Raw genomic sequence first — 15,608 nt, 5'->3', positions numbered from 1 at the left:
GTTCCGGCAATTCCATAAGGAGACCGCTATGAAAAAGCTGAAACGTTACCGGGCATTATTTCTCATGCTGGTCCCGGCGCTCATTTATCTTGTCATCAATAATTATTTGCCGATGTTCGGTGTCTTTATCGCGTTTAAAGATATTAATTACGCCAAAGGAATATGGGCGAGCGATTGGATTGGGCTGAAAAACTTTGAATATTTGTTCAAAACGAAGGACGCTTTTATCATCACCCGCAACACGCTGCTTTATAATGGAGCGTTTATTGTGATCAACCTGGTAATGGCCATAGGTGTTGCCATACTGCTCAATGAGGTGAAAAACCGTTTCCTGGCCCGATTTTATCAGAGCATCGTACTGCTGCCTTATCTCATTTCCATGGTCATCGTCGGGTATTTGGTGCTTTCGTTTTTGAACGTCGAGAACGGTTTTGTAAACCGCCACGTACTGCCGTTATTCGGAATCGAACCGATCTCATGGTACGGGGAGCCGAAATATTGGCCTTATATTTTGACGATCGTGAATATGTGGGTCAACGTCGGCTACTTATGCGTCATCTTCTTGGCCGCCATCATCGGCATCGATCACGAATACTACGAAGCCGCCACGATTGACGGAGCGAGCAAGTGGCAGCAAATTCGCAGCATTACCGTACCGCTGATCATGCCAGTCGTTACACTGATGACACTCCTGGGCATCGGGCGTATTTTTTACTCCGACTTCGGGCTGTTCTACCAGGTTCCGCTAAACTCGGGGGCGCTGCAGCCGACAACGGACGTGATCGATACTTATGTGTATCGAGGACTGATGACTTTGGGAGATATTGGCATGTCTTCCGCAGCCGGGCTGTATCAATCGCTTGTCGGATTTATTTTGGTGATCTTATCCAATTACATCGTCAAACGGAGAGCCCCCGATCAGGCGTTATTCTGACAGAACGGAGAGAGACCTCATGAAATCGAATCAAATGAACCCTTTTTTCGTCAACTTTATTTTCCTGATCATTACCTGTGCGTGTCTATTCCCGTTTTTGCTGCTGTTCATGGCGTCAGTCACGGATGAGAAGGTCATCATTCAGGAAGGATACTCGCTCCTGCCAAGCAAATTCAGCTGGGCTGCTTACGTCTATTTGTTGGCGGACTCAACGGCCTTGTTCCGGTCTTACGGTATAACGGTGCTCGTTACGGTAGTTGGCACGGCGATTGGTTTGCTCGTTTCCTGCCTGATCGCCTACCCGTTATCCAGAAGCGATTTGCCTCTGCGCCAAGTAGTATCGTTTATCGTTTTTTTCACTTTGCTTTTTAACGGCGGTCTTGTTTCAACATATCTCGTCTATACGGAGCTTTTTCATCTAAAAAACTCGGTTTGGGCGCTCATTATTCCAGGATTGTTAACCAACGGATTTTATATTTTGCTCATCCGCTCCTTTTTCAGCACCTCCATCCCGGTTCCGGTCATTGAGTCTGCGTATATCGACGGGGCTTCCGAGTTCAAAATATTTGTTCGGATCGTCATGCCGCTTTCGCTGCCGATTATGGCGACGATTGGCCTGATGCTCACCATCTCATACTGGAATGATTGGTTTAACGGCTTGATTTATTTAACGAATCCCAAGTTGTTCAGCATTCAAAATTTATTGAACCGGATGCTGACCGATATCCAGTTTTTACAATCGAAGAGCCTGGGGGCTAACCAATCGGCGGCAACGTCAAGAATTCCGCTTGGCACGGTGCGTATGGCTATGGCGGTAATCGGTATGCTGCCGATCGTTTGCGCATATCCATTTTTTCAGAAATATTTCGTCAAAGGCCTCACGCTTGGCGCGGTTAAAGGATAAGGCTAACCCCGGAGCGATGAATTCCGTAGCCAATATAACATATATGGGGGTAATTCGATGTCCAGAAAATGGAAAGGTTTTATTTGTCTGTTTGTCTTTGTTATGATTTTGTCCACGCTGCTTTCCGCATGCGGCGGAGCCTCAGACCAGCAAGAAAACGACAATGGAATCGCTAAGGATTCTGCGCCGTACGAGCTGTCGATGGCATTTATCACCTTTGGCAATTTGCCCGATATCAACCTTGTTCAAGATGAAATCAATAAAATCACGAAAGCGAAAATCAATGCAACCGTCAAATTGACACCGGTCAATATATCGGCATGGAATCAGCAAATCAATTTGATGCTGGCCGGCAGCGAGAAACTGGATCTCATCGTTTCATCCTCATTTTTCAACTACAACTCCCAGGTTGCCAAAGGCCAGCTGCTTCCGCTCGACGATCTGATCGACAAGCATGGAAAAGGCATTAAGGAAGTCGTTGAAAAGGAGTACCTGGACGGCGCGAAAATCGGCGGGAAAATTTATGGCGTGCCGAGCATGAGGGATATTGCGGCGGATTTCGGTTTCGTGATGCGGAAAGATCTTGTCGACAAATATCATATCGATCTCAGTCAAATCAAAACTTTTAGCGATTTGGAGCCGGTGTTCAAAACGATTAGAGATAATGAGCCCGGCGTCGCGCCGGCTGTCCAGCAGACGCAGAACCAAACCATTGCCGAGATTATGCTCGGCGCCTCGTTTGATACATTGGGGGACAGCTTCGGTGTTCTGCCCGGTATGGACAACGGCCTAAAAGTAACGAATATGTACGAAAGCAAGGAGTATGCCGATGCCCTCGCTTTGATCAGGAAATGGTATCAGGCGGGATACATTTTGAAGGATATCGCGACTTCGCAGGAAACCGGGCAAAACCTTGTGAAGTCCGACAAAGCGTTCGGTTACGTCGCCAATTTGAAGCCGGGCTTTGAGGTTCAGGAATCCAGAGCGACAGGAAAAGAAATGGTTGCCGTCAGATTGACCAAGCCGGTTACGATGACCGGCGGGATAACGGGCTTTATGATGTCGATTTCGAAAAACAGCGGCAATCCGGAGAAAGCGATGCAGTTCATGAATTTGATGTATGCCGACCCGGCGATCGTGAATTTGATCGATAACGGCATAGAGGGCAAACATTATGTGAAGAAATCGGATCAAATGATCGCCATGCCTGACGGTGTCCAGGAGACCGGATATTTGTTCAACCAATGGGAGCTCGGCAACAACTTCCTCGCTAAAGTCTGGGAAGGCGATGACCCGCAAATTTGGGAGAAAATGAAGGCGTTCAACAAGTCCGCAATTCGCTCGAAAGCTTTGGGCTTCACGTTCGATGCCGAACCGGTTAAAACGGAAATTGCCGCCGTCACCAACGTAGTTAATCAGTTTAATGTAGGGCTTGGAACAGGCACTTTAGATCCGGCTGCAAACTTGCCGGAATTCAATGCGAAGCTGAAATCCGCAGGTCTTGACAAGATCATTGCCGAGAAGCAGAAGCAGCTGGATGCTTGGGCTAAAGCCCGGAAGTAGCTGAATACGGGAAAAAGCCAGGCCCATGCGATTGCGCATGTGCCTGACCTTATTACATCATTTAACTCCTTGATCGTCCAGGTACTTAAGCCATTGCTTCGTGTATTCGGCTTGGATTTTATCCAATCCGGCGGCTTTAGCTTTTTCCATGAACGTCTTCAGACCGCCGTCAACATCGGCAACGAGACCTGCTTCAAGTGGGTACAGGTACTGCTTCTCAACCTGCTCAACGGCTGCTTTTTCCGTTTGGTAAGGGGTCCAGTCCTCAGGGAAGCCTTGGAACAGGTCCGGTTTGGCCATTTTATCGAATTCTGCGAACATTTTCAGAACCGAATCATAGTCTTTGTCGAAGAGGTTGAATTCCGGATTTCTCCATGCCCAACCGTTCATACCTTCTCTTGAGAAGCCGGTGCTCTTGGCATCGCCTAGCGCTTTATAGTATTTACTGTCTTCGATGTCGAAGTGTTTGCCTTGAATACCGTACTCTGTCAGCCAGTTGTACTGTTTGTCAGTAACCATTTTCTCATAGAACGCCAGCGCTCTTTCCGGATTTGCACTGCTCTTAGGAATCGCAAAGCCGTTGTGAACCGGGTGAACCGATTGGGCAAAGCCATGCAGGGAAGGATAAGCCACGTATCCGAGCTCCCAATCCGGATGGATCGATTTGATTTTCGATACGGAGTCGGCGTAACGGTTCGGATTTTCGGAACCAAGAATGGCCGCTGCTTTACCGCTGGCAAAAATGTCATGTCCGCTGTCTTTGATGTTCAGGACGTTTTTCGGCCAGAATCCTTTATCTGCAAATCGTTTAAGCGTTTTCAAATCCTCCAGCTGCTGCGCGGAACCCCAGTATGGCGTTACTGTTCTGGCTGTTTCGTATTGGATATCAAGACCGTAAGGGACCATCCAGTTCGCTTGCACAGGCTTTGAAGTAATTTGTCTCAGCGCTCCGGCAGCTCCAACCTCCGTATCCGCGATCGGAAGGAGATTCGGTTCGTTTCTCTTGATGCCGTCTAAATATGCTTCCAAATTTTGAATGGAATCCGGTTTAGGCAAGTTGTATTTTTTACGCAAATCTTCGCGGTATGCGACACCTTCCGTTACATATTCCTTCCAAGTAGCCGGAACCGTGTAGATTTTGCCGTCTACTTTTACGCCGTTCCAGTAATCTTTAGGCACGAAAGCTTGCAGCTTGGGAGCGGCCTTCGGCAGCAGATCCTCTAAAGGAAGGAAGGCGCCTTTCTTCGCATAGGACTGGTATTGCGTCCAGTCAGCGGTGAAGATCAGGTCGATGGGCTGGCCGGAAGACAGAAGCAGCTTGTATTTTTGCTCCCAATCGGTCCAAGTCGTAAAGTTGAACTTAACGGTGGCGTTCAAATCTTTCAAAGCCAGCTTGTTGATTTCGTCTTGAATCAGACTCAAGTCTTTGGGCGCGTCACCCAGCATGTAAAACTGCAATTCAACCTTTTTGGAAGTGTCAAGCCCTGTTTTGCCAGCGGCTGCTGTGGCTGCCGCCTGCTCCTTTTTTGGCTCCGTTGTGGCTGCCGGTTTGCTGCTGCTGCAGCCTGCGAATACAGAGCAAGCCAGGACAACAGCAATTGTTGATGAGAACCCCTTTAATGTGCGTTTCATTGAAATCCTCCCTTTTTCCTTCATTATATATGTTAGCCGTTCAAGGACAAGCCTTGACGGTTCTAACCGGGTGCGGTTAACCTTTGACAGCGCCTACGGTAAGGCCTTTGACGAAATACTTTTGAATAAACGGATATAGCAGAATGATTGGTCCTGTAACGATGATCGACATCGCCATTTTGGTGGATTCGGTCGGAATGCTGGTGGAAAGCGTTACGCCGGAACCGTTTGCCATATTCGCCAGGAACGTGATCGTGTTGATCGTGTTGTACAAGTAGTACTGCAATTCGTATTTGCCTGGATCGTTAATGAACAACGACGAGAGCAGCCAATCGTTCCAATACGTGAGGGCAAGGAATAATCCGACTGTGGCGATGCCTGGCAGCGCCAGCGGAAGGATGACCCGGTAATAGATCGAAAAATCGTTGGCGCCGTCAATTTTGGCTGATTCCGTCAATTCGTCGGGAACCGAAAATTTAATGAAATTTTTCATTAAAATAATCAGAAACGGGGACATCAGCTGCGGCAAGATGATCGCCAAATAACTGTCAGTCAAATGAAGATATTTGGTTAACAAAATATACCAAGGGACCAATCCACCGCCAAAAAGGGTGGTGAAGTATATATAGAATGAAAATTGATTCCGGTATTTGAAATCTTTTCTTTGCAGCACGTAACCGGCCATCGTAATGAGAAACAGTCCGAGAACGGTGCCGATGATGGTGCATGAAGTGGTCACGCCATAAGCTTTCAGCACGTCTTTCGGAAAATTAAACACCATGCTATAGCCTTCTACCGAAAATACTTTGGGAATGAGATGATAGCCGTCGAGCATGATCGAATTATTTTCCGTCAATGATCCGGATAAGATCAGCAGAAACGGAAACAAACAAACGATGGTCAGAAAAGTAATGATCACATATGCCATGAATTGAATGGCTTTTGTACCGGACTCTTGTACTTTCACTTTTACTCCTCCTAGAACAGGGCATAATCGTCATTAATTTTCTTAATGATGTAGTTCACAACCAAAATCAGCGTGAAGCCGAATAATGATTGGTACAGACCGGCTGCTGTCGCCATGCCGACGTCGAAGTTCACTTTCAGGGAGCGGTAGACATAAGTGTCGATGATATCGGTCGCGTTAAACAGCATGCCGTTATTCCCGATCAGCTGATAGAACAAATCGAACTGCCCTTTCATGATGCTGCCGAGCGCGAACAAGAGCAGGATGACGAACGTAGGTTTTAGCATAGGTACGGTTATGTGCCATATTTGTTGAAATTTATTGGCGCCATCGATTCTGGCAGCCTCATAGTACTCTTCGCTAATGCCTGTAATGGAAGCCAAATAGATGACCATGCTGTAACCCAGGTTTTTCCAAATGTAGAATAGAGGGATCAGAATCGTCCATAGCCACGGCGTGTTATAGACGTCAACAGCATTGAAACCAAAAGATCGCAGCGTCGAATTAAAAAAGCCGGTTTCAAAATTAAACATGTTGTAAGATAGAACGCTTAAAATAACGAAGGATACGAAGTAAGGCAAAAACATAAGCGATTGCGTCAGCTTCTTAAACACTTTCCCGCTGATTTCGTTTAACAGGATGGCTGCAAAAATCGCCATTGCATTTCCGAACACGATAAACACGATATTGTAACTGATCGTATTCACCGTAAGCTTTGTCAGCATTCCGGATTGAACCAAAAACTTAAAGTTGTTAAGCCCTACGAACGGACTTCCGAACAACCCGCCGGCAAAGTCGTAGCTCGTAAATGCATAGTAGATGCCGACCATCGGTACGTACGAGTTGATCAGAAAAAAAATCAGTGTCGGCAGCAGCATCAAGAACATGATTTTATTTTTGTTCAGTTCAAATAATAAGCCGTGCTTTTTTCCCATGTGTAATGATTTCCTCCCCTGGCGATTCTCTTGGTCAATGTGCTCTCGTGCTCTGTCCAAATCATAAACGCATGGACGGCGCAAAATAAATTCTAATTTCAGCATATGATTGAAAAATAGGCGTGTTTGCAGAGTGAACTTTCGTGACTTTATTGAACATTGAGTACTTTTCTTCAATTCCAGCTCAAAGTTAAGGGGATATTATTGAAAGGGAAAAGAGGAAATCGTATAATTTGCATAACTATGAGGAAGGAGATGCAGTATACGGTGAGAACGAACAGAGCCAGAGAACCTAAGCAAGTGTATGCGCGCATCTTAATAACCATCATCGCCAGTATCGCAAGTACACTGCTTGTCGCCTCTACCATTCTATACATGAATTTTGAAAACATCGCGTTGAAACAAGTGTACCGATCGGACTCGGCCAGTCTTGCCCAAACGAGCAGGGAAGTTGCCCAAATGACGGAGACAGCCAAATCCCTTTCCTTTCAAATTTATCAGGATGCTGCGATTCAGAAGCTATTGTTCTATGCGAAACCGAATATTTACGATGTCACCTTAGCGATGTCACAGCTCGATAATTATCGCCGGGCGATGCCTTATATCGAATCAATCTATGTGTATAACGCCAAGTCAGAGGATTTTTACATCAGTTCAAGCAACTACACCCGGAACGGCGTACAGCCTAAGGAAAAGATGGACGATGAAGGGATCATGCCGATATTTAAAGACTATCAACATTACAAGCCTTTTCTCCCCATTCCGAGAACCTATAAGATCGGCTCCTCGGATAAAACGCAGGTAAGCAGCTACAGCTATTTGTGCTACGACTCCATTCTCGACTCGAATTTATTAAACACGGCGGTCGTTGTGAATATTTTCGAGTCATGGATCAACAAGGATATCGGAGGCAGTGAAAGCGATGCGGCGGGTGGCAAGACATTTATTGTTAATCAGAGCGGCATGTCATTGTCGGCAAACGGCAAAGATCCGATGTTGACGGATTTCTCGGAAAGCGGATACATGAAGGAAATTTTGAATAACAGCTCCAGTTCCGGTTATTTTGTAGACGATGTGGACGGCATGAAATCGCTCGTTTCCTACACGGCTCCCGATACGCTCGGGTGGAGATATGTCCGCACAACCCCGTACGACAGCATTACCCGGGAAATTACCAAGATGCGGTATAACACACTGTATATCATCCTTGGCATCCTGATCTCAGGCTTATTGACGGCGGTCATCATGTCGCTAAGGCTGTATCGTCCAATCGATAAGGTGATTCGCAAGATGAAATCGCTGGAGGCGGAGCGAAGAGACAGCCTGTATACGATCAGGCAAGAATTTTTGCGCAATCTCATTCAAGGCAGGGAAACGTATCCGCAGGAAGTGCTTCAAAAGAAGTTAAGCTATCACGGGTCCATGATTGAAGTTTCCAATAAATCTAGGATGGTTTTAATCAAAATCGATCGTTTCCAGGCGTTTCTCGAAACTTATGGCGACGATATCAAATTGATCAAATATGCAATCATGAATATTTGTTCCGAAATTTGTTCGGAATCGTATGTTACGGAATCCGTGGATATTGGCGAGGACAGTATTTTGATTCTGCTTAACTTTCATGAATCCATGGCCGAGGCCGACAGCGAATCTTTGCTGTCTATGCTTCAAACGATGCAAGCCTCCATCATGAATCATTTAAAGCTGTCCGTATCCATTACAGTCGGTCCGGAGAAAGCGTCTGCAGACCAAAGCATCCGTTCCTTTCATCAGGTGATGGAGGCTTCGTTACACCGGTTATTTAAAGGTCATGGCTGCATTTTGTTTGCCGAACAGATCATGCAGATGAATTCGAGGGAGTATGAATTTCCGGTACAGAAGGAGAAACAATTGGTCGATTGCATCATGACGGGGAAAAGCGAGGAGGCGAATCGGATCTATGCCGAGATCATTAACGAAACGGCAGAGTACCCTTACCTCGTCGCCCAACTGGCCGTTTCACAATTAACGCTTACGATTAACAGAGTGTTAAATACGATCAAAAAGAACAATGCGCTGGATATTGAACTGGAGCGGGCTTCAACCCTGTTATCCTTGAATCAGGTGGAGACCATTGAAGAAATCAATACCCAGTTTGCCGGACTCATTGATCAGATCGGCAAGAAGCTGGAAGAGAAAAAAAGCACGAAGCATGAGGTAATCATCAAAAAAATCAATGAAATTATTGTCAGAGACTTCTCCGACTCCAATCTTTGTCTGCAGTCCATTGCGGACGAACTCGACATGTCGCCGATTTACGTAAGCCGTATCTATAAACAGCACTCGATGAACGCGCTTGGCGATGTGATCCAGGATGTGAGAATGAACGAATCCAAACAATTGTTGTTGCACTCCAACTATTCCGTCGCCGAAATTGCCGAAAAAACAGGCTTTACGAGCAAGTCATATTTCTATAGGATGTTCAAAAAATATTACGGCGTCACGCCGAACGATTTCAGGAAAAAGAGTGTGGAAGCTAGTAGTTGATATAAATATTACAAGAAATCAATAGTTTCTCTATGGCTTCTTTTCTTCATCTTCCGCACTTTAAGATTACTTATTTTTATATTCCTCTTGCACCTTACGTAGCGTAATGTCTTATAGTAAAGCACATGAGATAAAACATAAAAAATAAAGCAAAATGAGAGGATGTTGAAGAGAATGACGAAACAAACACGAATTGGTAAAACAGCTTTAGTTGTCAATCCAATCGGACTTGGAACAAGCACTGTAGGTGGGCACAATATTTTTCCTAATTTAAATGAAGAAGTAGGAAAAGATTTGGTGCGGGCTGCGATCAACCATGGAGTGAATTTTTTAGATACAGCGTTTTTTTATGGATTAGGACGTTCAGAGGAGCTAATTGGTGAAGTGATAAAAGAAGCAGGAAGGCGTCATGAACTCATCCTTGCAACAAAAGGCGGCCTTACACTTGTCGGCAATGATATTGCCATGGATAATTCACCTGCTTTTTTAAAACAAGCCGTTGAAGATAGTTTGAAAAGGCTGCAAACAGATTACATAGATTTATTTTATATTCATGTTCCAGATCAGGATACACCAAAAGATGAGGCGGTTGGAGTCTTAAAACAGCTTAAGGACGAAGGTAAAATTAGAGCAATTGGCGTTTCTAATTTCTCACTTGAACAATTGAAAGAAGCAAATAAGGATGGTTATGTCGATGTATTACAGGGAAACTACAGTTTGCTGCAGCGTGAAGCGGAACAAGAATTCTTTCCATATACGACAGAGAATAATATTTCGTTTATTCCATACTTTCCACTAGCATCAGGCTTGCTGGCCGGTAAATACAATAAGGATATGACATTCAATGATCTACGCAAAGATATGCCTAACTTCCAGGGCGATAAATTTATAAAAAATCTAGACAAGGTAGAGCAGCTCCGTAAAATTGCAAATGAAAAAAATGCCGAAGTTGCTCATGTAGTCCTTGCTTGGTATTTAGCACATGATTCAATTGATGTTGTCATTCCCGGAGCAAAAAGAGCAGAGCAAGTGCTGGATAATTTAAAAACTTTAGACGTCCACCTGACAGAAGAAGAAATCAACGAAATTGATCGTATTTTTAAATAGGGCTTTTTATATAACTCGTCATGTTCTCTAGCAGAATACGACGAGTTTGTTTGTTTTATATAAAGAAATGTGGGAGCCAGCATTTTTATCCAGTTCATCCGCCAAATTATTCAATCCGTTATTTCTAATGTAAAATTATTATATTTTAATAATATTGCAGAAAATTTTATCGTATTAACTTTAATTTAATATGTAAAAGATGAGATATTCCATTGTATGATTATGGCAACAATAAATTGTAAACGCTGAGGAGTGATATAGATGGAATCGAATAAATTGCTTGAACAAATTACGATTGGAAATTGGCTGCTTCAATCACGTGTAGCCATGGCGCCGATGACTCGTTCCTTTGCCGACAATCAATCCGGAGTGGTAGGTCCCGATGTCGTAGAATATTACCGCAAGCGAGCAGCCGACGGTGTCGGCCTGATCATTACGGAGGGCATTAATCCAAGCCCAAGAGCCAAAGGCACCTTCGGTATCCCAGGGCTGTATACTATGGAGCAAACCAAGGCGTGGAAAAAGGTAACTGATGCCGTTCACCTGGAAGGCGGGACAATCGTGTCGCAGCTATGGCACGTTGGCAGGCTCACCCATCATGAATTAACTGGAGGCTATCCGCCTCAGGCGCCATCTCGCATTGCTGCCAACGGACTCGTTCATCGGTTACGCAAACCTTTCGAAATGCCCGAGGAGATGTCTCAGGAAGATATTCTGGAAGTGATTGAACAATATGCATCTGCTGCGAGAAATGCCATGATTGCCGGTTTTGACGGGGTTGAAATCCACGCAGCGCATGGATATCTGATTGACCAGTTTAATTCAGAAGCGACAAATGCTCGGACGGACAAATATGGCGGGGACTTATCCCAGCGTTTAACATTCATGAAAGAGCTTCTAACTGCAGTCGTGACAGAAATAGGTGCGGAGAGGACGGTCGTTCGTTTTTCAGAAATGAAGGACGATATTCCGGGCTATACATGGGATAATCCTGAACAAACATTAGCGGCCTATATTCATATTTTTAAGGAATTGGGTCTTACTATCCTTCACCCATCAACCAACCAGTTTACAAAAATCTTCGCCAACGGAATGACATTCCATCAAGCCGTGCGCAAATATTGGAGTGGAATCTTAATTGGAGTAGGGAATTTAGATACTGGTTCTGCTTCTGCGGCAATAACCGAGGGAACGATTGACTTAGCTGCATTCGGGCGTCCGCTCCTCGCAAACCCAGACTTTATTCAACGTTTGAAAGCCGGAACTAGCATGACACCCTATGATGCTGCACTTCATCTAAAGTATTTGGTTTGATTCATTACTAAAATATCGTTAAACTCCGAGTTTTATCAGAAAATACCGCCCTGACGTTAAAAATGCTGCCGATTCGTCGGCAGCATTTTTAATGCACACTTTCTCACCTGACCAGCTTTATATTCCCTTCGCAATTCGTTCTGGCTGCACTTGTGAAATATCATTCGATGCATTGCTTGCTATAAGACTTTTATCCTCGAATCTTGTTGAGAGAACAATTAGAGTCGTGGAAAATCCGAATGCGCTGCAAATATCAAGAAATCTTGTCAATGATTCACTTGTTTCCGTTAACACTTTCATTAAATAATTATACTCTCCGCTAATCCTGTAAAGATCGACAATCTCAGGAGTCGACTCGCTGAAAGCTTCGAAGTCCTTGCAGTTATTCGATTTGAACAAAATGAATGCGGTTGTATGCTTGCCAAGCTTAGATGGAGAAAGCTCCGCCCGATAGCCCGTTATTACCCCTTGCTCCTCCAGCTTTCGAACTCTTTCCGTTACAGCAGGCTGCGACATCGCTATCATTCGGCTCAACTCGGAAATGGGAATCCGGGCGTTATTGTGCAGCGCCGACAAGATTTTATCATCGATTTGATCCATAAACACAACACCTCATTTTTAAATGTTTATAGTCTAAGACAAATAAATAATTAAGTTTTTAGACCCTGAATTCCTTACTAATCTTATTTAAATTGTACGTTATCTTTAATAAAATGTCATTAACAAACCAAACCAAACTGAAAAGGAGAATAAGACTATGACAATGACATTAGACGAATCTGTAACGAATGGCAGGTTACAATTTTTTACGACTGGAGATGGGCACCGTATGGCTTATCGATTTGATGGACCAGCGAGCGGATCCGTATTGGTTCTCGCGAACTCAATTGCCACCACGCTGAACATGTGGGATGGACAAATTGCAGAGTTATCGAAGCATTTTCGCGTACTCCGTTACGATTATCGGGGGCATGGTGCCTCGGATGCCCCAGCAGGAGCGTATTCGATTGACCGGATGGGACGGGATGTGATCGAACTGCTCGACGCGCTCAATATCGGCAAAGTGCATTTCCTTGGACTTTCGTTAGGCGGTATAGTCGGGCAATGGCTCGGCATTCATGTTCCTGAGAGGATCGACCGGCTGATTCTGAGCAATACCTCATCCAATTTGGGACCAGCCGAAGCATTTGATAGCAATATAGCCGCCGTGCGGCAAGCCGAGAACTTGTCTGAAATCGCCGACATGTTCATTGGGAATTGGTTCCCTCCACATATGTTGGAGACGGAGGGGGATATCATATCATCGTTTCGCACAATGGTACTCTCCACTAATCCGCAAGGGCTTGCAGGGACTTATGCCGCGATCCGCGATTCGGATATGCGACGGACTATTGCGCTTATCAGCAGCCCGACATTGGTGATCGCCGGAGAGTACGATACGGTAACTCTTCCCAGTCATAACGAATTGATCGCCGCGACGGTGCCTAACGCGAAACTGGTCATGCTGCCTGTAGTCCATATGCCGAATATAGAGCGGCAGGCCGAATTCCTGAACGCAGTGCTCGAATTCTTGCTATCGAAATAAATAATTATTATAGGGTGGTTGTTAAGTAACCATGAGATTAAGACTCTTAACTCTTTCTTTAGGAAACTTTGCTATAGGTACCGGGTCTCTTGTTTTAGCAGGTATTTTACCATTAGTAGCAGACGGGTTACACGTTTCAATGGCGGCAGCAGGACAATTGGTAACCGTATACGCCTTTTTTAGCACTTATTGTCGGCCTTTTGCAATTTGCCGCAACGTTCACCGTCTTCACATATAGCGCTTCGATATTGGCAAAAATCACCCATCTGAGTAGCACCGGAATCAGTTTGACCTTATTGCTTTTTGGAGCTGCTAGTATCGTTGGGAATAGCATTGGGGGTACATTGGCTGATCGGTGGGGAGCAAACCGAGTATTGCTAGTCTGTATTTTATTGCAGATCATCGATTTTTTCACTTTGTCTATTATGGCAACTTCCGCAGTCGGGGCAAGGTTCCCGTCGTTTCAGCGCTGGAAAAGCAGCAGTGAATTTCTGGAGGGGCTCGCAGCGATGCAGTTCCTCTTTTTACATTGAAGTGACGGTCAGGATTGCGCGGTAAAAGAAATGACAAATGATTACTTAATTACTGGGTGATGGTATAATAAGGATGTTTGGTTAAAATAATTCACTCTTACGGGAGGAGTCAAAAAATGTTTCAATCCATCGTTCATATCGCTCTTGTGGTAAAAGATTATGATGAAGCAATAGAATTTTATACGATGAAGCTGAACTTCACTTTAGTTGAGGATACCTATCAACCTGAACAAGATAAACGGTGGGTTGTAGTATCACCGCCTGGTTCTGTAGGCACAACTTTATTACTCGCAAAAGCATCGAAACCGGAACAAGAAATGTTTATTGGAAACCAGACAGGTGGTAGAGTTTTTCTATTTTTAAATACTGATGATTTCTGGAGAGATTATAATGACATGCTGTCAAAGGGAGTTGAATTCGTTAGAGAGCCTAAAGAAGAATCATATGGAATTGTCGCCGTATTTAAAGATTTATATGGGAACCTATGGGATTTGCTAGAGTTAAGTGAAGATCATCCTATTTCCAAGAGAATAAAATAACTTCCATTGGGGGATATGAAGCTGATAAACATACAGCCCCCACACAGGTTGCAGAGCAGGCGAAGCGGGTAGTGCGGGTTTCGGGATGGGCGTTTGCAGGAAGTTCATTATACTCATTGAAAGGGTAACAGTAATTATTAAAATCGATAAGTTCTTCGGTAAGCCGAAGGGCTTATTTTTAGTTTAGCGGTAAAAATCCGGCTTAGATAAAAGCCGTTTTGGTATCCGCATTGCTCAGCAATATGATCGATTGTATGGTCAGTGTCGATAAGTAAGGACTTTGCTCTCTGGAGTCGAAGTAAAGTTACGTATTCAATTGGCGAGTATCTATATGCAGCTTGAAATCGGCGGGATAGTTGAGAATTACTGATACCAAGTTTTTCAGCCAGTAGCTGCATGCTTAATTTCGCTTCAAGAGCATGCTGATCCAGATAGGCCATCGCATGAGCAGTAAGAGGATCTTGTTTACTTTGGGACTGTTGTTCAGCTAATTTCTGTTCTCTGGCACTCACAAGCAGTAAATCTTTAATTAAATGGTTCGCAAATTCAAAGCGATCCTCTAAATGCTCATCAGCAATTTGCCTGAGGTAGCTGAAGGTTGAAGAAAGGCGTTGAAGGTCTCTGATTAAAACTTTGCCTTTTGCACATTCTCCATCCAAAGTAAATTCAATGAAATGGAAAGTTACAGGCTCCAAAACCTTTCTTCTTAAGACGATATGAGGCGGGCAAATCACTAAGTCACCAAATCCAGCTTCTTTAAACATGGGCTCTTTAAGTACTGCTTTTTCTTCTTCGAGAGAGAATTGAAACCGACCAGATTCCACGGCAAGAATAACCCATCCCTCGTAAACATCTTCCTCCAGTAAAAATTCTTTTTTATGTGCACTATAGTAAAAACGTGTTAGGCAAATATTGTTCATTGCTGGTATCTACCTTCCATTGGAAAATGCAAAAAAGTATATGAAATATAAAAAAGTAATGTATGTTAAACATAAATCATCAGGAGTATCATAAGAAACGAGAGATCATTTAAGTGAAATAATTATATGATTTCCAAAAAAAAATGTAA

The 15,608-nt window shown here is 44.3% G+C and carries 14 protein-coding genes; 9 read left to right on the top strand and 5 right to left on the bottom strand.

Features of this window, described 5'->3' with window-relative positions; all coding sequences use genetic code 11:
• The first annotated feature begins 28 nt into the window (after window positions 1-28).
• The 3 genes from ACFQZT_RS05385 to ACFQZT_RS05375 are packed head-to-tail and all read left to right on the top strand — an operon-like array spanning window position 29 to window position 3,401.
• Window positions 29-934: an ABC transporter permease gene (locus ACFQZT_RS05385; protein ID WP_379297290.1), complete on the top strand. Its 906-nt coding sequence runs from the start codon at window positions 29-31 to the stop codon at window positions 932-934.
• Window positions 935-953: 19 nt separating this feature from the next.
• Window positions 954-1,838 (top strand): carbohydrate ABC transporter permease, encoded by an 885-nt coding sequence (locus ACFQZT_RS05380; protein WP_379297288.1) that lies wholly within the window; start codon window positions 954-956, stop codon window positions 1,836-1,838.
• 57 nt (window positions 1,839-1,895) lie between these two features.
• Entirely contained in the window at window positions 1,896-3,401 is a 1,506-nt protein-coding gene (locus ACFQZT_RS05375; protein WP_379297286.1) for an ABC transporter substrate-binding protein, read from the top strand.
• A gap of 57 nt (window positions 3,402-3,458) precedes the next feature.
• Here the strand turns inward: ACFQZT_RS05375 and ACFQZT_RS05370 are convergent, their stop codons facing one another.
• From ACFQZT_RS05370 to ACFQZT_RS05360, 3 genes are all read right to left on the bottom strand, one after another.
• Window positions 3,459-5,033 (bottom strand): extracellular solute-binding protein, encoded by a 1,575-nt coding sequence (locus tag ACFQZT_RS05370; RefSeq protein ID WP_379297284.1) that lies wholly within the window; start codon window positions 5,031-5,033, stop codon window positions 3,459-3,461.
• 76 nt (window positions 5,034-5,109) lie between these two features.
• Window positions 5,110-5,961 carry a carbohydrate ABC transporter permease gene (locus ACFQZT_RS05365; protein ID WP_379297975.1) on the bottom strand — a complete coding sequence of 284 codons (852 nt, stop codon included), beginning with the start codon at window positions 5,959-5,961 and terminating at the stop codon, window positions 5,110-5,112.
• Between the two features lie 50 nt (window positions 5,962-6,011).
• Window positions 6,012-6,974 (bottom strand): ABC transporter permease, encoded by a 963-nt coding sequence (locus tag ACFQZT_RS05360; protein ID WP_379297973.1) that lies wholly within the window; start codon window positions 6,972-6,974, stop codon window positions 6,012-6,014.
• Window positions 6,975-7,202: 228 nt separating this feature from the next.
• On the opposite strand from ACFQZT_RS05360, the gene ACFQZT_RS05355 reads away from it, so the two are divergent.
• The 3 genes from ACFQZT_RS05355 to ACFQZT_RS05345 all read left to right on the top strand — a co-directional run bounded on the left by ACFQZT_RS05355 (window position 7,203) and on the right by ACFQZT_RS05345 (window position 11,882).
• Window positions 7,203-9,461, top strand: coding sequence for a helix-turn-helix domain-containing protein (locus ACFQZT_RS05355; RefSeq protein ID WP_379297282.1), 2,259 nt, complete (start codon window positions 7,203-7,205; stop codon window positions 9,459-9,461).
• A gap of 174 nt (window positions 9,462-9,635) precedes the next feature.
• A complete protein-coding gene (locus ACFQZT_RS05350) occupies window positions 9,636-10,568 on the top strand; it encodes an aldo/keto reductase (protein ID WP_379297280.1) in 933 nt (310 codons plus the stop codon).
• 261 nt (window positions 10,569-10,829) lie between these two features.
• Entirely contained in the window at window positions 10,830-11,882 is a 1,053-nt protein-coding gene (locus ACFQZT_RS05345) for an oxidoreductase (RefSeq protein ID WP_379297278.1), read from the top strand.
• Between the two features lie 117 nt (window positions 11,883-11,999).
• Here ACFQZT_RS05345 and ACFQZT_RS05340 read toward each other — a convergent pair whose 3' ends face one another.
• On the bottom strand, window positions 12,000-12,482 hold the full coding sequence (locus ACFQZT_RS05340; RefSeq protein ID WP_379297276.1) for an Lrp/AsnC family transcriptional regulator: 483 nt from the start codon (window positions 12,480-12,482) through the stop codon (window positions 12,000-12,002).
• Between the two features lie 157 nt (window positions 12,483-12,639).
• Here ACFQZT_RS05340 and ACFQZT_RS05335 point away from each other — a divergent pair, with 157 nt between their 5' ends.
• The 3 genes from ACFQZT_RS05335 to ACFQZT_RS05325 all read left to right on the top strand — a co-directional run bounded on the left by ACFQZT_RS05335 (window position 12,640) and on the right by ACFQZT_RS05325 (window position 14,539).
• Window positions 12,640-13,467 (top strand): alpha/beta fold hydrolase, encoded by an 828-nt coding sequence (locus ACFQZT_RS05335; protein ID WP_379297274.1) that lies wholly within the window; start codon window positions 12,640-12,642, stop codon window positions 13,465-13,467.
• Between the two features lie 344 nt (window positions 13,468-13,811).
• Window positions 13,812-14,000, top strand: a complete 189-nt coding sequence (locus ACFQZT_RS05330; protein WP_379297272.1) for a hypothetical protein — start codon at window positions 13,812-13,814, stop codon at window positions 13,998-14,000.
• 116 nt (window positions 14,001-14,116) lie between these two features.
• On the top strand, window positions 14,117-14,539 hold the full coding sequence (locus ACFQZT_RS05325; RefSeq protein ID WP_379297270.1) for a VOC family protein: 423 nt from the start codon (window positions 14,117-14,119) through the stop codon (window positions 14,537-14,539).
• Window positions 14,540-14,676: 137 nt separating this feature from the next.
• Here the strand turns inward: ACFQZT_RS05325 and ACFQZT_RS05320 are convergent, their stop codons facing one another.
• On the bottom strand, window positions 14,677-15,459 hold the full coding sequence (locus tag ACFQZT_RS05320) for a helix-turn-helix domain-containing protein (RefSeq protein ID WP_379297268.1): 783 nt from the start codon (window positions 15,457-15,459) through the stop codon (window positions 14,677-14,679).
• Window positions 15,460-15,608 lie beyond the last annotated feature (149 nt).

Origin of the sequence: Paenibacillus sp. GCM10027628 (assembly GCF_042676385.1) — a bacterium.
Classification (GTDB): domain Bacteria; phylum Bacillota; class Bacilli; order Paenibacillales; family NBRC-103111; genus Paenibacillus_E.
Note: the sequence above shows the minus strand (reverse complement) of the source record. Positions and strands in the feature narration are given on the sequence as shown.